The 20,677-nt window shown below is 61.9% G+C and carries 19 protein-coding genes; 10 read left to right on the top strand and 9 right to left on the bottom strand.

Annotation, left to right across the window (positions count from 1 at the left end; genetic code table 11):
• Positions 1 to 596 precede the first annotated feature (596 nt).
• The 4 genes from A5625_RS29445 to A5625_RS01765 all read left to right on the top strand — a co-directional run bounded on the left by A5625_RS29445 (position 597) and on the right by A5625_RS01765 (position 4,431).
• On the top strand, positions 597 to 1,319 hold the full coding sequence (locus A5625_RS29445) for a sensor domain-containing protein (RefSeq protein WP_197515922.1): 723 nt from the start codon (positions 597 to 599) through the stop codon (positions 1,317 to 1,319).
• A 242-nt stretch (positions 1,320 to 1,561) separates the two neighbouring features.
• A complete protein-coding gene (locus A5625_RS01780; protein ID WP_066988671.1) occupies positions 1,562 to 2,113 on the top strand; it encodes a YdcF family protein in 552 nt (183 codons plus the stop codon).
• 927 nt (positions 2,114 to 3,040) lie between these two features.
• A complete protein-coding gene (locus A5625_RS01770; RefSeq protein ID WP_066988662.1) occupies positions 3,041 to 3,520 on the top strand; it encodes a helix-turn-helix domain-containing protein in 480 nt (159 codons plus the stop codon).
• 95 nt (positions 3,521 to 3,615) lie between these two features.
• Positions 3,616 to 4,431 carry a maleylpyruvate isomerase family mycothiol-dependent enzyme gene (locus A5625_RS01765; protein WP_082984204.1) on the top strand — a complete coding sequence of 272 codons (816 nt, stop codon included), beginning with the start codon at positions 3,616 to 3,618 and terminating at the stop codon, positions 4,429 to 4,431.
• Positions 4,432 to 4,800: 369 nt separating this feature from the next.
• Here the strand turns inward: A5625_RS01765 and A5625_RS01760 are convergent, their stop codons facing one another.
• The 4 genes from A5625_RS01760 to A5625_RS01745 form a co-directional block, all read right to left on the bottom strand.
• Positions 4,801 to 5,151 (bottom strand): hypothetical protein, encoded by a 351-nt coding sequence (locus tag A5625_RS01760; protein ID WP_066988660.1) that lies wholly within the window; start codon positions 5,149 to 5,151, stop codon positions 4,801 to 4,803.
• 705 nt (positions 5,152 to 5,856) lie between these two features.
• Positions 5,857 to 6,255: a hypothetical protein gene (locus A5625_RS01755; protein WP_156747837.1), complete on the bottom strand. Its 399-nt coding sequence runs from the start codon at positions 6,253 to 6,255 to the stop codon at positions 5,857 to 5,859.
• Positions 6,256 to 6,450: 195 nt separating this feature from the next.
• Positions 6,451 to 6,732, bottom strand: coding sequence for a type II toxin-antitoxin system RelE/ParE family toxin (locus A5625_RS01750; RefSeq protein ID WP_082984203.1), 282 nt, complete (start codon positions 6,730 to 6,732; stop codon positions 6,451 to 6,453).
• Positions 6,729 to 6,998 carry a type II toxin-antitoxin system Phd/YefM family antitoxin gene (locus tag A5625_RS01745; protein ID WP_047322047.1) on the bottom strand — a complete coding sequence of 90 codons (270 nt, stop codon included), beginning with the start codon at positions 6,996 to 6,998 and terminating at the stop codon, positions 6,729 to 6,731. The genes A5625_RS01750 and A5625_RS01745 overlap by 4 nt, the downstream gene beginning before the upstream one ends.
• A gap of 105 nt (positions 6,999 to 7,103) precedes the next feature.
• Between A5625_RS01745 and A5625_RS01740 the strand changes: the two genes are divergently transcribed.
• On the top strand, positions 7,104 to 7,361 hold the full coding sequence (locus tag A5625_RS01740; protein WP_066988657.1) for a hypothetical protein: 258 nt from the start codon (positions 7,104 to 7,106) through the stop codon (positions 7,359 to 7,361).
• 68 nt (positions 7,362 to 7,429) lie between these two features.
• The gene (locus A5625_RS01735; protein WP_197515920.1) at positions 7,430 to 8,056 is read left to right on the top strand and encodes a TetR/AcrR family transcriptional regulator; all 627 of its coding nucleotides are present in this window, start codon (positions 7,430 to 7,432) and stop codon (positions 8,054 to 8,056) included.
• Between the two features lie 224 nt (positions 8,057 to 8,280).
• Here the strand turns inward: A5625_RS01735 and A5625_RS01730 are convergent, their stop codons facing one another.
• Positions 8,281 to 10,089 (bottom strand): fatty acyl-AMP ligase, encoded by a 1,809-nt coding sequence (locus A5625_RS01730; RefSeq protein ID WP_369829966.1) that lies wholly within the window; start codon positions 10,087 to 10,089, stop codon positions 8,281 to 8,283.
• A gap of 363 nt (positions 10,090 to 10,452) precedes the next feature.
• On the opposite strand from A5625_RS01730, the gene A5625_RS01725 reads away from it, so the two are divergent.
• The 3 genes from A5625_RS01725 (at position 10,453) to A5625_RS01715 (ending at position 14,202) form a co-directional block, all read left to right on the top strand.
• Entirely contained in the window at positions 10,453 to 11,361 is a 909-nt protein-coding gene (locus tag A5625_RS01725; protein ID WP_232003339.1) for a cyclopropane mycolic acid synthase family methyltransferase, read from the top strand.
• A 7-nt stretch (positions 11,362 to 11,368) separates the two neighbouring features.
• Positions 11,369 to 12,238, top strand: a complete 870-nt coding sequence (locus A5625_RS01720; RefSeq protein WP_066988653.1) for a class I SAM-dependent methyltransferase — start codon at positions 11,369 to 11,371, stop codon at positions 12,236 to 12,238.
• 479 nt (positions 12,239 to 12,717) lie between these two features.
• A complete protein-coding gene (locus A5625_RS01715) occupies positions 12,718 to 14,202 on the top strand; it encodes an NAD(P)/FAD-dependent oxidoreductase (protein WP_066988652.1) in 1,485 nt (494 codons plus the stop codon).
• 1,319 nt (positions 14,203 to 15,521) lie between these two features.
• Here A5625_RS01715 and A5625_RS30430 read toward each other — a convergent pair.
• The 4 genes from A5625_RS30430 to A5625_RS01695 all read right to left on the bottom strand — a co-directional run bounded on the left by A5625_RS30430 (position 15,522) and on the right by A5625_RS01695 (position 19,519).
• A complete protein-coding gene (locus A5625_RS30430; RefSeq protein ID WP_255397869.1) occupies positions 15,522 to 15,647 on the bottom strand; it encodes a hypothetical protein in 126 nt (41 codons plus the stop codon).
• A gap of 1,379 nt (positions 15,648 to 17,026) precedes the next feature.
• On the bottom strand, positions 17,027 to 17,890 hold the full coding sequence (pcaA, locus tag A5625_RS01705; RefSeq protein ID WP_066988650.1) for a cyclopropane mycolic acid synthase PcaA: 864 nt from the start codon (positions 17,888 to 17,890) through the stop codon (positions 17,027 to 17,029).
• An 86-nt stretch (positions 17,891 to 17,976) separates the two neighbouring features.
• On the bottom strand, positions 17,977 to 18,789 hold the full coding sequence (locus A5625_RS01700; RefSeq protein WP_066988649.1) for a class I SAM-dependent methyltransferase: 813 nt from the start codon (positions 18,787 to 18,789) through the stop codon (positions 17,977 to 17,979).
• A 13-nt stretch (positions 18,790 to 18,802) separates the two neighbouring features.
• On the bottom strand, positions 18,803 to 19,519 hold the full coding sequence (locus A5625_RS01695; RefSeq protein ID WP_066988648.1) for a TetR/AcrR family transcriptional regulator: 717 nt from the start codon (positions 19,517 to 19,519) through the stop codon (positions 18,803 to 18,805).
• Between the two features lie 237 nt (positions 19,520 to 19,756).
• On the opposite strand from A5625_RS01695, the gene A5625_RS01690 reads away from it, so the two are divergent.
• Complete coding sequence (locus A5625_RS01690) at positions 19,757 to 20,431, top strand: TetR/AcrR family transcriptional regulator (protein WP_066988670.1); 675 nt, start codon at positions 19,757 to 19,759, stop codon at positions 20,429 to 20,431.
• Positions 20,432 to 20,677: the final 246 nt, after the last annotated feature.

Raw genomic sequence — 20,677 nt, 5'->3', positions numbered from 1 at the left:
TTACCCGGATCACCGCGTTTCGCTCCGGTGTCGTCAGCAGCAACGACGACCTGTGTTACCAACGCTTCGCCGACGCCCGATAAGCCGCGGGGGTGGGGTGCGCATTGCGGACTTCAACCGCCGTCGATGTTTCGCTTCACGGTTTTTAATGCGCAATCCCACTGAGCATTTCACCGAATTGAGGCAGGCTTACCAGTATGAGTAAAGAGCCGAGGCCTGACGACGAGACGATGAGCGCACACGAGTTTCGCGGCGAGGAGACGATGGACCTGTCGCAGACCCGCCCGCCGCAATACCCGCCGCCGCCGTTCCCGCCCGGCGGATCGCCCGCGCCTCCGACGGGCCCGCCGCCGCATGGGGCACCGGTCGGGCAGGCGCAAGGCGCTTCCCCGACCTGGCAAGGGCCGCCGCCTGGCCCCTCGCCCTGGCAGGTTCCGCCCGCCGCACCGCCATGGCCTGTGCCGCCGGGTCAACCGGCGCATCCCTACGCGGGCGGCCCAGTGGGGATGCCTCCTGGCGGATACCCGCCATTAGCGCGGCGTCGGCGATGGCCATGGTGGGTTGCGGGTGCGGCCGCCGCGGTAGTGACGGGACTGGTGATCACGCTGATCGCGTTCGGCAGCAATGATTCAAAGACGACATCGAACTCGGCGGCGCCGTCGTCCACACGAGTCCCTGCCTCGAGCAGACCCGCGCCGACGTCATCGACACCGAGCGCCCCGCCGCCGGCGCCGGCACTCGACACTGCGGTGTTGCCCAGCCTGTTAGTGTCTGCCGCACAGGTCAGCGACATCCTCCACGATGTGCAGATGAATCCGCGCGACGTGTCGACGTCGCTTTCCTCCGACGCCTCGATAGACCCCGCCAAGTGCTCGAGCGCGGTGGCGCCGGCGTTAGAAAGCACCTACACGAGGTCGGGGTATACCGGGGTGGCGGTCCAAGGGTTGATGGAACCCAGTCCGGGACGTCATAAGGTGATCCAGGCGGTCGCTGCGTTTCCGGATGAGACTGCGGCGCAGCAGTTTAAAGCCGAGCAGCTATCGGCGTGGCAGGGGTGCCGACTTACCGATGTCACGGTGTCCTTTCCCGGCGGCCAGCCGGCTGACCATGCCACGATCACCATCGTCAGCGACACAGACGGTATCGCCAGCACGGTGCTGCTGCCCGCCGGGGCGACCGAACACAAAGACAGCGAGTGCGAACGTGCGATGGCCGTGCGGCGCAACGTCGTTGTGGATGTGCGCGTGTGCGGGCAAAACACCATAACCTCTGGCGTCATGCTGGTCCGGGCGATCAGTGACAATATCGCCGGGCGCTGATAGACGCCTTGAGTCGCTTGCTGCGGGTTCACATTAGACGTCAATGAGCAGCAAGAACCAGACCCTGCTACGTCAGCGCGATCAGCGCAGCAAAGACAGCCACATCGGCGTGAGGCAATAACTAGGCGCATTGGGGTTTGTCCGTCGGGATGCCCCCGCGGGGCGGCCGCTGGTAGTCGTGGTCGAATGGGGCGGTGATTGTTCGTCGAAGCTGGGTCGCGGGTCTGGCGGCCGTGCTGGGCATGGTCTTCGGATGGGCCGAATGGACTACGTGGAGAGCCTCGAAAGACGCACTTCCGCCTGGAGCTGCTGGTTCCCGCCGCGCCGTGCATGGCGAGAGCGTCCTGGTCTTGGGATGTCCGCTCCGGGTTTTGCAACGGTGGCGTGTTCGCATCGCGGTTCGTTCCACCGATCCCGATCGCGCTCGATTCGTGTTCTCCGGTGGCCCTGTGCGCAGTGAGGTTCCCGAGGCGCAGATGATGGCCGACTACGCCGTGCGTGAGCTTGGCGTGCCGCCGCACAACGTTATCGTTGAAGATCAGTCGAGGACGACTGTTGAGAACATCGTGAATTCAGTGCCGTTGATCGCCGATAGCCCGGCGATCAAGATCGCGTCGAATACGTTCCACGCGCGTCGTGCACGCCAGATCCTTCGTGACGAGTCACCTGAGCTGGCTGCGCGTCTGGTGCGAGCGCGGGATTACCTGCCGCTGGAGTGGGGGCTGCTGCACGTGGCTTTGGTGGCCTTTGAACGCTACCGGGATCGGCGTGCTCGTATGACGTTGGCCTCCTGAGGTTTACCCGTGTGTTGTGAGATCCTGTGTCAGCGCCGTTTAACTTCATCGCAATCATTCGGGCCTCAGCGCCTGTAGGTCACCCGATCCAAAGATCCTGACATTGACCTAGTAGTTAGTGTGAATTTTATTGCTGAACAAGCTAACTCGCAACAGTGGTGTATGCAGATAATAGAGAGATTATGGTGGCGGCGGCGCCGGCGAAGGTTGTGTGATCAGTCGTTAAATCTTCTTCGATATCGTGGGCCGCGGCGTTGGGCGAAATCAACCGAGACATCGAGGCACTTGGGGCTGGGCTTGTTGTCGTAGCCGGTGGCCCATGGTCCACGGGCTTCTAAAACCCGCCAGATGGCCCCGGTGCGGGTCGCTTCGCTAAGGTCCGCCTCATAGTCTAAACATCTCCCGTGACATCGCCGCGTCCTCGACGAAGCTTTCGCGCCGGTGGTAGTAGCGCTGAGTGGGTCTGTGCCTGCTCCGGGGCGTTGTGACCACGACGCGGGCAGCAACGACCGCGTGGGCAACCCAATAGGTGAATTGTCGACCAATGGCGTTGCGCGGCAATCTAACAGCCGGCGACGATGTCGCGGTGCTGATGCCCTCCGGTACGAGTCCTTCATTGACCGCGACCTCGCTGCCCCGCGCCCCGATGTCAGTCACGAGTTGATCCCGCGAGTGGGCTGTTGTCCGGCCAGGCACTGGTTGGCATAGTCGCGGCTGTCCTCGAGATCGCGCCGAATCACGGAGGGGAAGTTCACTTGGAATGCGGGACGGAACGTATACAACCGATATCGAAGTAGACGTCGAGTGCGGGCATCGCGGCATGCCTTCCAGTCTTGGCGGCGCCTTGCGCACGCACCCTGGGTTGTTCAACACAACGCAGACTAATGCCAGCTGGGTTGTGATGTCAAACTCTGGTAGGCTAGGGCTATGTCGGACCTGCGCGATCGCTATATCGCCGACAACTGCTCAGTGAAGCGAGCGCTGGATGTGGTCGGCGAAAAATGGACCCTGCTGGTGATGCGCGAAGCCTTCTACGGCGCGCGTCGGTTCGATCAGTTCCATGCCCGCATCGGATGCGCGCGCAACATCTTGAGCGAGCGCCTCGCGACGTTGACCAATGGCGGGCTACTGACCCGAGTTCCTTATCGCGAACCAGGACATCGAGAGCGGCACGAATACCGGCTCACCGACAAGGGATTGGACCTCATCACCGCCGTTGTCGCCCTCATGCAATGGGGAGACCGCTGGCAAGCCGACGCGGACGGACCGCCGGTACAGGTCCTACACCGCGATTGCGGACACCCGGTTGAAGCCATCCTGCGCTGCCCGCACGACAACACCCTGGTGACCGCTCGAGATCTTCAACCGGTGCCCGGACCTGGCGCCCACCTGGCACCTCACACATAGAGAGCTTAGACCCCTGCGATTGGACAGTGAAATTCGTTATCTTTCAATGGGTTACGGTGCGCGTCGCAGTTTGATGAGGACCTTGGGACAAGCAGATGCAAGCGAACAACAGCGGCAATACGCTGCAGGAGTTCCGCGTTATGCCATGGTGCGAACCAGGAACCTCAATGGCTCAAGGTGACGATTCACCCAACCGCCGGCCGCAACTGCGCTCCAGTGGGGAGGTAGCTACGGCTTACCGAACGTTGCAACAGCGAGTTGACGCACTCCTGTCCAAACGTATCGACCTCTCGGATCGGGCTGTGCCCGCGTGTCCGGGATGGACGGTTCACCACGCAGTGTGTCACCTCGTCGGCACAGCCGATGATCTGCTCGCCGGCAACCTGCACGACGCCGGATCCGAGACTTGGACCGGTGCACAGATCGACCGACTGAGTTGCCACAGCGTCGATGAGTTGCTCGGCAAGTGGGCTGAGTCGGCCGGGTTGGTTGCCGAGCGCCTCAGCATCAGCCCAAAGTTGTACGGTGCACAGGTTGTCTTCGACACCTGGACCCACGAGCACGACATTCGGGGCGCCATCGCCGAGCCCGGCGGACGGGATACCGATCTGGTCTCAACGGTCGCACTCGGCTATCTGTTGACGATGACCGACCGCAGTATTCGGCGGAAACAGTTGCCGTCCGTGCGGCTAACCGTCCGAAAAATGGGGACAGTGCTGCTCGGGGACCATGAGAAGAATTCGGGCTGCCTTTCAGTCGCTTTAACCGAATTCGAGGTGTTACGTGCGTTCGGTGGAAGGCGCAGCGCGCAGCAACTGCTTGGCTTGTCGTGGGAAGGCGACGCGCGGGCGTTGTTACCGCTCTTCTGCACAGCAGTGGTTAGACCCCCATCGACGAGCCTGCTGGAGTGAGCTCATCGGAGTAGTCCCTGTTGTGTCTAAGACATCATGGCGACAGGTGAAGAGCGCTCAGTCGAGCTATGATCTTTGAGCGTTGCACAATGTCAAGGACCTCGCCGCACTCTGCACGGTCCAGATATCGACTGGTGCGAGTGCGCAACTCAGTGACAGAAACGGCGGTGCTTGTCCGACGCGGCTGCTCGAAATCGTCGGTTGTTGGGCCAGACATGCTTACCGCCAGTCGGCCGCGTCGCATGATGAGAATGACTGCACCAGTCGAGATTTGGTGGATCAACCTCTTGATGTCTGATCGAAGTTGGCCCACCCCTACGGTTATCGTCTCACCCGGGGTTGCCTCGAGATCACCCAAGTGTGCCAACGCTACTCACTGAGGGCGTAATAGGACTCGTCGATGAGATGACCCACCCGTGCGATCATTCGGTCGCGGAAGAGCTGGAAGGCGGGCCACGGCCTGACAAAGACCGTCAGCTCCTTGACGTGGTGGTTCTCACCGGCACGAATGACGGTCGCTGCGTCGATTGAGACACCCGAGACGGTGCACGACCACAAACTGAGCAGCCGGTTCCCGTCGATGACAGGTGGCAGAAATTCGCGATCGCCCAGTACCGCCATTGCGTTCGACAGGGCGATTCGAACATCGTCGGCCCCCAGCACTGGCTTGCGCAGTATGGGACTGTTGAATACGACGTCCTCAGCGAGCTCGAAGCGCATCGGGGTGCGGCGGCAGCTTCCGTCGCCGCGCCATGCAACGAGACGTCGGTGCCGTGGGGCAACTCCCACAGGCTGGTGCCGATGGTGGTTGGGGCCTTCTCCCTGACTGCGTTTCGCCACGCAACGGTCCTGGGGAAGGAATTGAGCATGATGGTGATCTCAATGGCTTGTTCGGTGTGGACGGCCACTGTCACACCGGGCACGCGGTCATCGTTGTGCTGCGCGCTCCATCCGCGGGCGCGCACGTCCCCGGTATCGAACGTGAACTCCTCTTGCACATCCTTGATGGGACCGGCGATCTGTGCGGCGAGTTCGACTGTTTGAGGCGCTCCCTGAACTTGCCCGCAGGTAAAAGGGTCTTAGAAGAGTACGGATTTGCCTGCCGCGTGGGTTTGCTCCATGAGTTCCTGCACATACAGTGTGTCGCTCTTCATCGGTACATCACGCCCTCCGCTCGAACTGCAACTCGGAGACTACACAACGTTTGCCGGTGTGCGTTAATTCCATCAAACACCCTGTCCTACAGCGTGTTACGCCACGGCCAGGTAGCCACGCACCTTGTGGGCGTGGTTAGGGCAAGCGCTCCACAGTCCACGACGGCGGCAGCCCAGCACTGCAGCGACGAGACCTGAATAGCCAGATCCAGAAGGCGAATTCATATCGCGCTCATCGGAGCGGGGGAGGTGGCCACCAGGCTTTGCCCAGTCACAGTCGGCCAAGGTCCCAGTGACCGAGCACTAACCCTGTGCGACCGCCCGCGAGAGCTTCGGGTCTGGCGGAGAATCCGCGCATTTGCAGCGACCAGTAGTGGGAGTGCTGCGGTGGCAAGTCCGCGGAATCGCCGAACGTATTCAAGGTGGGCAGTGTCCACAACAGGCGGTCTTTGAACAGCCGACCGTCCTGCTCATTCGGGACGAATTCAACAGTGCCCAGCACTGCAGGCCGCAACCGTATAACTGCATCTCGCTCGGCTTGGTCGTAGCGGGCCCGCACCAATTCACCGGATTCGACCCACAACTCCCACTGCTTGACGACCTGGTCGATGTGCTGGTCTAGGAACGCAAGGAAGAACGGCATTCCTGTGGCAATGACGATGGTGTCCATGCTCGCCTATCCTGGCATCCGCACCTGACATCATCGTCATCACCGAATGGGTCGGCGCGATGTTGCTCCGTCGTCACACGAAACCGTCGATGCGCCAGAACTATTCGTCACAGTGACGAATAGTTCTGCTGTCGTCCGGCCTGGTTCGCCGAGAGGACCAGCGCCGCGGAAGCGCACCGCTCACTGGCGCGCCGCTCATGGTTGGCGGTAGATGTGTGCGCGGTGCTCGATGCGACCGATCAACAGGACCCGGTCGTCTTCGAGAATCCGGAATGTGACGCGGTAATCGCCGCGTCGGGCGACGCGCCAGCCAGCGAATTCGAAGCGCAACGGTTTGGATAGCCGGTACGGGTCGGTGGGCAGTGTGCCTGTGATGAATTCGGCGATCGCTGTGGCGACTTTCAGCGGTAGACGGTCGAGTGCCCGGATCGCGGTAGGCGAGAAGTGAACGGACCAGGGCGCTTCTTTGCAGCTCACCTGAGTCCGTATCGCCGGCGGATCTCCTCGCCGGTGACGGTGTTGCCGGCAGCGTAGTCGGCATCGGCCTGCGCAAGGTCCTCGGCGAAACCCGGCGTTCGCAGTGCGTGCAGCGTCTCGTTGAGCGAATCCAGATCGTCGGCAGACATCAGGACCGCCGCGGCGCGCCCGTGCCGGGTGATCTGAATGATCTCGTGGGTGGTGTCGGCCTCGTCGACGAGCGCGGAGAGCTTGTCCTTGGCCTCCGAGAGCGGTACGTTCTTCATGGCGAAACTATAGCCTAATTACTAGCCCCCCACTAGCCTGATGATTAGCCGATAATCATCGCCACGTTTGGGCAATTCCATACGGTCAACAACGGTCAGGACCTGATGCGCTTCAGCGATGTCGCGAAGCTGATTAGTGAGGTGTTCGGCGAGACGATCAGTCACGACGGCAGCAAAGAAGCGTTTTTCACTGCCTATGCCCACCTCGGCGACACGCACCAAGCGGTGTGGGATCTGTTCGAGTACGAAAGGGACAACGAAGTTGTGTGGGCGCGTAACGATTTCGCCGAATGCATGCTAGGCCGCAAGCCCACGACGGTGCGGGCCTGGCTGCAGGCCCATCGACAGGAGCTGTTCACATGAGTACACTCGCCACGCGCGATTAGCGCAGGTCGCGTGCGGTGTGGGGCGGGTGTGTCACCATGTCGGGTGTGGTGAGTCCTAGTCCGCAGAGTCTGCGCGAGCGCCGGCGTCGCCAGACCAGTATCGATATCCACAATGTCGCGCTGCGCCTGGTGCTTGAGCGCGGCGGTGTGGACAAAGTCACGGTGGAAGAAATCAGCTCCGCGGCCGGATTGTCCTCACGCACATTCTTCAATTATTTCTCCGCCAAGGAATACGCGATCGCATATGCGCCGCTAGAGATTCCTCCGGAAATGGCGGCGAACTTTATCGCCATGGGCCGGGCTCCTGCTCCTGTCCTGCTCGCCGACGTGCTCGACTTGACGATCCGCAATCTGGCCGAGAACCCGCCCAGCCGCGAGGAGATGGGCATCGTGTTCGCGATGGCCCACAGCAGCGCCGCGGTCGCCTCGGCGGTGCTGACGCAGTTCGACGAATTTCAAGAACAATTGTCGGTGCTGGTCGCCCAGCGGGCGGGCATGAAGCCCACTGACGAGGTCCCCACCCTGATCGCCGCGCTGGTGCTGGCGGTGGGGCGCACCGGGATGACTCGTTGGGTCGCAGAGTCTCCGACCGATGGCGAGGACACACCGGTCCCGTATCTGCAGCGCGCGGCGAAGATGGTGCAGACGTTTTTCGCCAAGCCCGCCGACTGATCGCCGCCACCTGTCCCGCGGCACGGTATTGCGGCGCCGATCGCACTGTGCGCTTACGCGCCGAAAGCACATTATCGGCGGGCAATGTGGCGGACATGTCGGCCCCCAACGGCAGACGGCCGCCACCCCGTCCTGCTGTCGAGAGGCTTCGCCCCGACACCATCGGTGGTATCGGCGTCGGGCCGGTTCGCGAGCATTAGCCGACAACCAGCCCACCATGCAGGTCACCATCGCCCTTCGAGGTAGGCGGCCCGGCAGGCGCGCCGCGCGAGCTTGCCGCTCGTGGTGCGGGGGATAGCTCCGGCCACAACGAGAAGCACATCAGCGATGGCGACGCCGTGGCGGGCTGAGATGGCGCCGCGGATGGCTTGTTGGATTGGCGCGGGGTCTAAGCGCCCGGCGCCGGGTGCGCGTTCGGCGACAATCACGAGGCGTTCGCCGCGGGGTCCGGGCACCGAGAACGCGGCGACGAAACCGGCTCGCACCGCCGAAGAGGCCTGCGCGGCGGTAGCTTCCAAATCTTGCGGGTAGTGGTTGCGTCCGTCGATGATCACCAGATCTTTGATACGGCCGGTGATGTAGAGCTCACCATCGAGATAGACGCCGAGATCACCTGTGCGCAACCATAATGCGGCCTCGCTGGCACCTTCGGTGTGGCTGTCGCGCGTTAGTCGTGATTGCAGTCTGTTGTTGAAGGTGTACTCGGTTTCTTTACTATTGCTCCAGTACCCGCGGCCGATGTTGTCGCCGTGCAACCAGATTTCGCCGACTCGGCCAGCAGCCAACTCGGCACAGGTTTGTGGATCGACGATGACCGCCCATTGACTGAGCGCAACCCGCCCGCACGACACGTAGGGAACCGCAGTCGGGGCATCGGCGCTAACTGGGGCCGCGTAGCCGGCCGCAAGTAGCTGTCGGTCAAGGTAGGTTGCGCGTGCGCACTCCTCGGGTGCAATGGTCGACACAAACAAGGTGGCTTCGGCTAAGCCGTACGACGGCTTGATCGTCGTCGGTGCCAATCCAAATGGTCTAAAAGCGGTGGTGAACTTTGTGATCGAGGCCATGCTAACTGGTTCGGAGCCGTTGATCAGCCCGGCGACGTTACTCAAGTCCAACGACTCGCCTGCGGGGGGCAGGCCTCGCTGGGCCGTCAACTCGTAAGCGAAATTCGGTGCGGCAGCGAAGGTTCGGCCTTCGCGCGACTCTAGGGCGAGGTGTTTGATCCAGCGGTAGGGCCGGCGGACGAACGCCACCGGTGACATCAGCGTGATACGTCCGCCGAACAGCGCCGGGTACATGATCATCAGCAGACCCATATCGTGATACAGCGGCAGCCAGCTCACGCTACGGATGTCCCAGTCCAGCCCCATCGAATGAATCATCTGTAGCACGTTGGTGCACACGGCGCGGTGACTGATCTGCACACCGGAAGGGGTGCGGGTCGAACCCGAGGTGTATTGCAGGTAGGCGATGTCATCAGTGCCAACATCGCTGGTGGTGAAGGTGGTTCCCACCGTGTCCGGGACCGCGTCGACGGCGATGACGCGCGGACGCTGTGGCCGCGGTAGCGCGGCAAGGACACCGGTTACCTTTTCGGCGGCGCCCATCGTGGTGAGAGCGACCGCCGGCTGTGCGTCGGCGAGTACCGCCTTGAGGCGCTGGGTATGGCCAGGCAGTTCTGGGGCAAACAGCGGCACGGCGATCGCGCCAGCCGCAATCGCGGCGAAAAACCCAACCACATAGGCAATTCCGTGGGGCGCCAGGATCGCCACCCGATCACCAGGTGCGCACACCTGCTGCAGCCGTGCGCCGACAGCGCGCACCCGGGTTCCAAGTTGTTCCCACGTCAAATCCACAGCCTGCCCCTCGCGGTCGAAATCGAGGTAGCGGTAGGCCACCGCATGAGCGAACTCGGCGGCGTTGTCATCGAGATAGGACGTCACGGTGACACCCTGCGGCAACACGATATTGCCGCAAGCATCGAGTGGTATCGCGTCACGTGCCCGCAGACGCTGCGCTTTTGACAGCCCCATGGCCATACCTCCGCATGAAATTAGTGCGCGTTCAGCCCCTGCCGAACAGTCCCGTGTATGCCGCCGCCGAGCGCACCCAGTCTCGACGCCGCGCCGCTTCACGTTATGCAGACTAAGCACTGTGTGCAGGTACTGCGGTATATGCACAAGATTTATCCACAGATGTTAGTAATGACACTACTAAAAGTTCGTGTTGTGCAGTGTATGCAGTGGGTGCAATACTCGAGGACGCTTTGTCGCTGCGGCCGGCAAAGTGCTTGATCAGACGATTGCCAACCAGGGAAGCGTCGACTGTCACCCGCCGCCCTGGCACGCGGTGGAGGTGTTCTCGGCACCCGCGTGTCCACAATGGAAGGAACATCATTGACGAGTCCACCCGCGCCGCCGCCCTCTGGCCTTCCCCCCAATTTCAGGCAGGTCCAAGCGCATTACGACCTCTCCGATGAGTTTTATCGCTTGTTTCTTGATTCCTCCTTGACCTACAGCTGCGCTTATTTCGCCGAGCCGACCATGACGCTGGAGGAAGCACAGATCGCGAAAATTGATCTGGCGCTGGACAAGCTGGGTCTTACGCCGGGGATGACGTTGCTCGACGTGGGCTGCGGCTGGGGTTCGACACTGATGCGCGCGGAAGAGAAATACGACGTCAACGTGATCGGTCTCACACTGAGCAAAAACCAGCACACTCACATCGAGCGGCTGTTCGCCGACACGCCGAGCACACGGTCGCGCCGGGTGCTGTTACAAGGGTGGGAGCGTTTCACCGAGCCCGTCGACCGGATCGTCTCGATCGGCGCTTTCGAGCACTTCGGCTTCGAACGCTACGACAATTTCTTCCAATTCGCCCACCGAGCTCTGCCGGACAACGGGGTAATGCTGCTGCACACCATCACCGCGTTGCACCCTCGCCAGGTTTCTGCGCGCGGCTTGCGACTGACGTTTGAATTAGCCCGTTTCATCAAGTTCATCCTGACTGAGATCTTCCCCGGCGGACGGCTGCCCTCTCAGGAGATGGTCGAATCTCACGCTGTTGCCAACGGTTTCACTATTGACCGAGTCCAGAGCCTGCGACCGCATTACGTCAAGACCCTCGATGCTTGGGCGACTCGGCTATGCAGGCATCGGACCGAGGCTATTGCTGTGCAATCCGATGAAGTGTATTTGCGCTACATCAAATACCTCAACGGATGCACTCAGCTGTTCCGTGACGGCTACACCGACGTCTATCAGTTCACGTTGCGCAAGACCGACCACGTGATCACCGGTGGGTAGCCCGACGATGCCAGATAACCGGTCGTCGCGTCACTCGACACACCTGGGGTCGATGAGTGATCTGCCCGCTGACTTCGCCGCGTTGATTTTCGGCCCCACCATGGCAGATACGTGCGCCTATTTCAGGCGAATCTCCATGAGCCTCGACGAAGCTCAAGTCGCCAAAGCTGCACTCGTCCTTCGCAAACTTGATCTGCAACCAGGGATGACCCTGCTCGACATCGGATGCGGCTGGGGCGCTACGCTGCGCATTGCGGCCCACAACTACGACGTCAAGGTGATCGGCCTTACCACCCACCGCCATCAGTACAACTACAGCAGGGCAAGGCTGGACCCGCGTGCCACAAAGGGATCCGTGGACCTACGGCTGCAGGGTTGGGAACACTTCGACGAGCCGGTCGATCGTATCGTGTGCCTGGGCGCGTTCCAGACATTCAGAAGGGCTCAATACCCTTCTTTTTTCGAAAGAGCGCACCGGGTCCTTCCCCGCGATGGCCGCATGGTGCTGCAAACGGTTTTTACCCAGCCGTTGGATAATTCGGTACCGGGTGGTTCTCGGATCACCGCACCCGACCTGGAATTCTTGCGGTTTGTCCATAAAGAGATCTTTGCACGCGCACAACTGCCGCTGCAGCGTGACGTGATCAACTTCGCGCAGGCCGGCGGTTTCGAGGTCGAGCAGGTTCAATTGCTGCGGCCGCACTATACACGGACATTGAAGACCTGGGGATACAACTTGGCGGCCCGGCGTGATCAAGCGATCGCCTGCACCTCTGAAGATGTCTATGACCGCTACCTGCGCTACCTCACCCAGGGTGCCAACGTGTTCCGCCGCGGCGTCGCCGACGTCGGCCAATTCACCCTCAGGAGGACATAACCGCTACATCGGGCTCGCGACGTCCAGCTTCGACTTCAATCAAAACACGGAGGGAGAGAAACGGATTGATGCCAGCGGCGTCCACCCCCATTTCACGGGGGTCTCAGGTCGGCGGCCCGGCGGCCTGCGGTTGACGATGTGCACCAGCCCAACCGCCCGTCAGCGCGGCGACAGCGAGCCCGCCGCTGACCACGCCGTCCAACCCCTATGCGTCAGTTCATCGCCGCCGTGATCCCACACAAACTCTTCCCGCGCGTCGCTCGTGAAGGTTATCCGAAACAATTGCTGCCGTTGATGATCGCCGCAGTCATGGCAGTAGGCGGCCGGGCGCCGTTGTCGCCAAAGACGGCACAGGCCAGCCGAACTCGCTGCAGCGTGAGGTGGCGAGCTTGATTAACAATGGCATTGCCGCACACCTGTATGAGGGCCGCTATTAGCCCATCTGAGCGGAATGCGGTTTATGTGGACACGAAAGCGGTATGGACATGGAGCAATTCGACGCGGTCGTCGTGGGAGCGGGCTTTGGTGGAATCGGCGCTGCGATCCAGCTCAAGCGGCTAGGGTATGACAACATTGTCATCTTCGAGCGGGAGGACGACTTGGGCGGCACCTGGCACGTCAACCGCTACCCGGGCGTGGCCGTCGACATCCCGGCCACCACCTACTCGTATTGGTTTGAGCCCAACCCGAACTGGTCGCGGCTATTCGCGCCAGGTGAGGAGATCAAGCGCTATGCCGAACACGTCGCCGATAAGTACGACATCCGCCGCCACATGCGATTCAACACCGCGGTCGACGGCGCGCGGTGGGACGAGGAAGCCCGGCTGTGGCGGGTCAGGCTGGCCGGCGGCGAGTGCCTGACCACCCTCTTTCTCATCACGGCGACCGGGTTCCTTTCACAACCGTGCATGCCGGAGATTCCCGGGGTCGCGTCCTTTGACGGCAAGGTCCTCCACACCGCCGCGTGGGACGACAGCTACCACTTAGCGGGGCGTCAGGTCGCGGTCATCGGCACGGGGGCCAGCGCGGCGCAACTCATCCCCGAGCTGGCCGATAAGGCCTCCGATCTCACGGTCTACCAACGCACGCCGATCCACGTCGTACCCAAAGTCGATTTCGCCTTCGCGCCGGCGGTGCAGCGGCTGTTCGCGCGCGTGCCCCTGGCGCAGCGCGCCCTGCGCTGGCTGACCGACGCCCTATTCGAACTGATCACAGTAGTCGGCGTGCTGCACTATCGAGGATCGCGGCGGCTAAACATCGCCGCCGCCGACCTAGCTAAGATCAACCGGTTCCTGTCAGTCCGTGACAAGCAGCTGCGTCGAAAGCTGACGCCGGACTACGACTTCGGCTGCAAGCGGCCCACCTTGTCCAACCGCTACTATCGCGCCTTCGCCAAACCGCACGTGCACCTGCAGACCAATCCGATCGAGCGCATCGAACCCGACGGCGTCGTCACCGCGGACGGGCGCAAAACCGTCATCGACACCCTGGTGCTGGCCACCGGGTTCGACCTGTGGGATGCGAACTTCCCGGCCATCGAGCTGGTGGGCTGCCAGGGGCGCGACCTTGGAAAGTGGTGGCGCGACGCGGGGTTTCAGGCGTATCAGGGCGTGTCCATTCCGTCTTTCCCCAACTACCTGAGTTTGGCCAGCCCGTATGCGTTTTCCGGGCTGTCGTTCTTCAACACCATCGAGTACCAGATGCGGCACATGGACCGGCTACTCGGGGAGGTGAAGCGCAGGGGCGCAACGACCTTCGAGGTGACCGAAGAGGCCAATGCGCGCTTCCTGGACCGGATGACCCGGCTGCTGGGCAAGTCGGTGTTCTATGCCGGCGACTGCGCCCGGTCGCGGTCATACTACTTCAACCGCAGCGGTGAGGCGGCGCTGCTGCGGCCGACCTCGACGCGCAACGCCGTTCGCGAAGCATCGACGTTCCCCCTCGACGACTACACCATCACGTAGATGTGCTATCTCTAGGTCGGTAAGGTCTGTATATCCATATTGGGTTCCTGATTTTCAGGGACGTCCCTCGCAGCGTGGACAGTCTGGCGCGTTGCGCCCGGATCTGGCCGAGAAGAATCAGCGTTACTAAGACACAATTCGTCACTGTGACGTATTGCCCGCAGATGCAGTTCCCGGCGGAGCGACGTTCGATACTGCGACTCGAGGGAGCGGGTCTCGATCTGACCAGAGACGGGACAGGTGCATCCGGTTCGCGACGCCCAGCAGTATCGCCGCCGTGTCGCGCCGACTCGATCGCGGCTGGTGGGCTCAGTCAATGGTCATGAGATGTAGTTACTCATCTAAACCACCGGCATCGGTATCCGAACGCCTGGCCGACGACATCACGGATCATAGCGAACGGCTATTGAGTAGTTAGTAGCATTTCGTGCCGAGACCAATCATTTTGGCCCGCAACAACATTCGCCGATATTTTATCTTATGTCAGGTTAGTGCGAGCGGCGGGTCTTGCGCCGCTGGCACTGGGACCGCGCCCGCGGCAACGTAGTTGCATCGGCGGCGGTCAACAAAGCTGCCAAGGCCGATGGCCCGCAGACGCTGACAAAAGCTCTCGTTGCGGCCTCTACTGACAACCCATCACTGGTGGGCAGTTCGTCAACGAGCCTCATCCGCTTGCCGCGCAGGCCCGTGGCGTCATACCGGAAGTGGTGAACGTTCACGTCAGGTCCTCTGGGTCGGACAATGGCCGCTCTGCAGGCGGAGTGGCGCCGGTTAATAACACCATGGTGAAGCCGTGCCGAGGATAGGCTGCGTATCCCTGAGTCCGACGCGCCTCGACATTGTCGGATCCAGTCAGCGCGCCAGCCGATCGTGCCGGTTTTCCTCGACACTCCCCTATTATCGCTGCGCTGCGCAGCGCTCGGCGCCGACCTGGGTGCAAAGTGAGCATCAAACTCGAAACCTACCCCGCGATCAACCGTCCGGGGGGATTGAAGCGAGTCACCACCGACGGCTCAACGAGCGTTGGTTACTTCGGGGCTACCGGATCCCGTCGGCCCCGAAGTTTGCCTTGATGGTGGCTCTCGAAATCACGGCGATGACAACTCCATTGGCGCCACCTCTGCCTCAGCGAACGTGACACTTTCCCCAGCACCCAGAGGACCACGTCCCGTTGTCATTCGGGCCGCTTGGCCAGATGTCGGCGGCAGTGAAAACTGACGCAGGCGCGACGGCTACCTGCTCGCTTTTCGACCGGCGCCGGCAGGTTCGATGCAAGGCGGTCATCAGATGACGCCTGCGACTTTCTCCTTAAGGCTCTACTATTTGGCTAGCGCAACCGGCGGCCGCAGAATGCCGTCGTCGTCGGGAGAAAAGGAGTCCAATGTGAAGGCGAGAGTATTGGCCACCACCGGTGGTGTGGCGGCAGCCTTGACCGCTGGTGTCATCTGGACCGCGCCATCGGCCTCGGCTAGCGACTTTTGCGATTCACTTGGCAACCCCGCGCAAATTCATGATTGCAACTGCGGTGCCGACAACGTCCCAGGTACTCCAGAATACCAGCAGTGTCTGCATGGAATTGCGGCTTCGCCCGGACCAGCCAACTCACCGCCGCCCCCGCCTCCCCGCTGACCCCTACCGCACTGGGCTCGCCCCCCAGTGTGGCGAACCGCGAGTGCTCTCCCAACTCCAGGGCTCGTAGCGAATATGCATAAATCCGTTCTCAATGAATTTGTCAAGCCGTTGGGGCAGTTGGGATTTGGTACGCGTAGTGGTTAGGCAGCATGGCCCAGAGGACGTTGAGGCATCGACTTGCCAGCCCCAGGATTGCACGGCGGTGGTTTGCCCTCAGCGCGTTTGCGGTCGTAGTAGGCGCGTGATGGCGGGGTGGTGCGGGCGACGCTTTGGGCGGCCATGCAGCAGGTGCGCAGGAGCCGTCGGTGGTAACGGGCGGCGTAACGTGGCGTGCAATACCTGCCCAGCTGACGGCGCGAGCCGACTGCAGCGACTCCGAATCTCGTTGCGCAGCTCCTCTTGCCAGACAGGGCGGCGCTCGAAGCGAATGTAATCATCGGCCCAAGCCTCGACTACAGGACTGGCCGCGGCTGGTCCACGAATGTTGAAGGGCCGCTCAGACTTCGAGGCTGCCACTCCCCGAGCAGTCGGCTCGGTGGAAGTTGGTGCCCAGACGCAGGGTTCGCCCGGAAGGCCTCCGTCAGCATGTTCACCATCACCCGAGACATCCGTTCGACCGTCTGCCGTCCGTTCGATCTGGTTGATTGACGTGGGTCGGGCGCCACCGCTAGCCGGGCGGCAGATCCCGCAAGGTGAGATTGGCTGTCCCACTGTCTCTTTCGCCCAATGCTCCAGCTCGGCCACATATTCCGCGCAGACTTTCACCTAGGGTCCGGTCCACGGTCGCCCGTGAGGGTTCTGACCTCTGATCGTTCGGCAACTGGCGCGGTGCACACGCGCTTGGGTCGCATTGTGGTTGCGCGCGATATTGATCACGTAGCCATCACGGTGAGCGGCGAGCCACGCCAGATAGCCGGCGTCGTCGTCCCGGAACTCAGTGAACCAAAGCATAGCGCCACATTTTGCCTCCAACTACCGACAGCGGGTTTATCACCGACCAGCACGTGAGCGTTCGAGTCCCTGACGTTCATCTGTCCAGGCGGCCCGCGCCCACAAGGTGGCGCCAGGCTGACTGGTGTTCAAACGCGCTGGCAGGAGTGATTTTTTCTCAGTGCTTGACTCAACGGCGGATCGGTGAGCAAGGCGTTAAACGTTCTTTGCTCGATGGAGAATGAGCTCTGGTAACCGTCGGTTACTTTTCCAGGGTGAACTGATTGACGTCGGTGTAGCCCTGGCGGAACAGCTTCGCGCAGCCGGTCAGGTACTTCATGTACCGGTCGTAGACCTGCTGGGACTGGATGGCGATGGCCTGCTCGCGATTGGCCTCGAGTGCCTCGGCCCACAGGTCCAGGGTCCTGGCGTAGTGCAGCTGCAGCGACTGGACCCGGGTCAAGTCGAAGCCCGCGGTCACCCCGTACTCGCCGACGGTCTGAGGCGTCGGCAGCCAGCCGCCGGGGAAGATCTCGGCCAGGATGAATTGGGAGAACTGCACAATCTCGTGGGTCAGGTTCAAGCCCTTGGCCCGGGCATCTTTGAACGACGGCCGAACGATGGTGTGCAGCAACATCACTCCGCCTGGCGGTAGCGCTTGGTAGGCCATCTTGAAGAAACGGCCGTAGCGTTGCCGGCCGAAGTGCTCGAACGCGCCGATCGACACGATGCGGTCCACCGGCTCGTGGAACTTCTCCCAGCCCTCCAGCAGCACCCGCCGGGTGCGGGGGGTGTCCAACTCGTCGAAGGACCTCTGTACGTGCTCGGCCTGGTTTTCCGACAGCGTGAGCCCGATGACGTTGACGTCGTATTTCTCGATGGCCCGCCGCAGGGTGGCCCCCCAGCCGCAACCGATGTCCAGCAGCGTCATTCCGGGCTCGAGCTTGAGTTTGCCCAGAGCCAAATCGATCTTGGCGATCTGCGCCTCCTCGAGCGTCATGTCATCGCGCTCGAAGTAGGCACAGCTGTAGGTCTGTGTGGGATCCAGGAACAGCCGAAAGAAGTCGTCAGACAAGTCGTAATGGGCTTGGACGTTTCCAAAATGCGGCGTGAGCTGCACAGACATGTCACTGCTGCCTATGTCACGGGGAGCGGTGGGCGCCCGGCCGGCGGCGGGCTGCCCTGTGGGACAACGCGGTTGGTCTCGTGTGGTCATGCCACCACCCGAGGCGTTCCGGGCCGGCGGAAGGTGAGGGCAATCGAGCGCATTCGCCTCGTGGGCGTCGGCAGGAATTCGATTTGCATGTCAGGGTCGACGGCTTTTCCCAACGCGATGAAGGCTGAGGGGCTGTAGGCAAGTAGGGCGCTGATGTAGGCATCGTGCATAACAGCGCGGGCCGCGGCGAGCGGGCGCACGCGGAACGCGATGGCGGGGAGTGTCAGCGGCAGCAGCGCCAGGGCCAGCGAAGGCATGCGCTTGAAGTCTATGACGAGGAAGGTTTTGCCGACTCGGGTGGCGTTGGCGATAGCCTTGGCTGCCACGGGTGGCGGCAGGTGATAGAACGCGTTGGCGAACACCACCAAGTCGTAGCTGTCGTCGGGATCGTCGATGTTGGTGGCGTCGACGACCTTGGTCCTCACTCGGGAGTGGTGGCCCAGTGGGCCGTTGGCGACACTACTGACTGAGTGGGGGTCCAGGTCGGAGATGGTGAGTTCGGCGGTGGGGTGCAGGTGCAGGATGTGGTCGCAGAGGCGGCCGTGGCCAGCGCCTAATTTCGGGATGCGCGGATTATCGATACCAGCGACAAGGTCGACGGCGAGTTGGGCGGTGGAGGCGTGCGTTCCCTGGCGGGTGCCCATGTCGTCGAGTGCGGTGACCACGTATTGCTTGATCTGGTCGGGAATGTCGTAGCGGTCGGTGTATTCGAGCACCTCGGTTTGCAGGTGGCGATTTAGCCATGACGCATCGGGCCCACCGCGCGGCATGTCCTTAACGGGCGGGGTGTGGGTTGCAGACGTGGTCATCGCAGGCCTTTCGTTACGGTTGGTGGAATCGTGAGATGCGGTCGTCGCCCACTGTCGGCGGGGTTCGTCGGTGCTGGACCACGGTGTGCAGTTGTTGCCTCGTCAGGGCCGGCGGTGCCTCGATGCCGACGGGCAGTTGTGACTCCTCGTGCAGCATGCCATCGATGGTCAGCCGCAATAAGCGCCGCCAGAGCTCAGGGTGTTGGCTGCCGCCGAAGTCACGGACTGCTCCAATAGCCATCAAGATGAGCGGAAAGTCGGTGGCCGAGAAGTCTTCCCGTAGCCACCCCGTCCGTTTGGCTTTGTTGACCAGTACGGCCGTTTGTGAGGTGAGCTGGTCGAGCGCTGCGGCGTGAGTCTTGCTGGGGCGAAAGTCTTCAGCGAGGATGATCTGACGTAAACCTTTGTTGCTTGCGAGCTGTTCGGCCACCGTGCTCACGAACTCCACCAATGCTGCTGCGGCGTCTTCCTGGCGTGCCGCGATCCACGCCAGTCCGGTGACCTCCTGAATTTTCACGGTGAATAACGCATCGATGAGAACCTGTTTGTCGCCGAAGCGACGATAGACGGTGCCCACGCCGACGCCGGCACGCTCGGCGACGTCGGACATCGACACTGCCAAGCCCCGCTCGGCGAACACCTCCATTGCGGCAGCCGAGATCTTTTGCATGTTGCGGGCCGCGTCTCGGCGCAGCGGACGCGAGGCCGCCTCGACCTGGATCGTCGTCACAAGCGGAAACTCCTAAATGGATAGTTCTAATCCGTTTCGTCCATGACCATACGCCACTGAAGCGGACGGCGCTATTCCAATTCGCCGACACCGCCATATTCGCGCTGGGGAGTTCAATCGGACACCGACGCGGCGCGAGAGATTTCGGCTCATCGAGTGGCTGGGGCTGGGCAGGAGGACGTCTCTCCGCCGCCGGATCTTTCGTATCCGTTTCGATGGAGTGCGCCGCGGACTACACTGAACGGCGTGTCGTCGGGGTGTGGGCCGCGTCGCCCGCTACGTAAGGACGCTGAGCGCAATCGGCAGCGGGTGGTTGAGGCTGCCCGAGATCTGTTTGCCTCGAAAGGACTCGAGGCTACTCTCAATGACGTCGCCCACCACGCCGGTGTGGGTGTGGGCACCGTTTATCGACGATTCCCCACGAAGGAAGCACTGGTCGAGGCGATCTTCGAAGATGGCATCGATGAGGCCACCGCACTAGCCGAGTCAGCGCTGCAAGCGAAAAATTCCTGGCGCAGCTTTGTCGATTTTGTTGAACAGTTCTGCGAGCTGACCGCGACCGACCGGGGATTACGGGAAGCTGTGTTTAGCAAGGCTTATGGTGGAGATCGGGTTGAGGCTTCGCGCTTGAGGTTGACCCCGGTAATCTCCAAACTCGTGGAGCGGGCCAAAGACGACGGCTATCTGCGCCCGGACATCTCGCCGACCGACATGCCTTTCCTGGCCTTATTGGCGGGTACGGTCAGCGAGTACGCGGGCCATGTCGAACCACAGCTGTGGCGTCGCTATGTAGCGATTTTCCTCGACGGAATGCGCCCCCGCAGAGGACAACGACCCTTCGCGATCGCTGCGCTTGACGACGAACAGCTCGACGCCGCGATGCGCACCTGGTATCCCGCAACATCTGGCTGACCCGCAAACGAGTGCCACAGCACGGCGATGCCTCAGTGCCCGAAGCACAGACGTTGCTGTTCAACAGAATTGGTTGCCCGGCTGCCTTTTACTGAGAACTCAGCGGGCGGCGGTTAGCACCGCTTGGTGACCATTTTGAGGGCACTAATGTTTTCCGTTCCCGACCAGTAGGCAAGCCGCCAAAGAGCAATTTCCTGCCGCATACCTGCGGGTGCATCACCTTCGTTTGCTATCCCGCACGCGAGG

The sequence above is a fragment of the Mycobacterium sp. 1465703.0 genome (genome assembly GCF_001672975.1).
GTDB lineage: Bacteria > Actinomycetota > Actinomycetes > Mycobacteriales > Mycobacteriaceae > Mycobacterium.
Note: the sequence above shows the minus strand (reverse complement) of the source record. Positions and strands in the feature narration are given on the sequence as shown.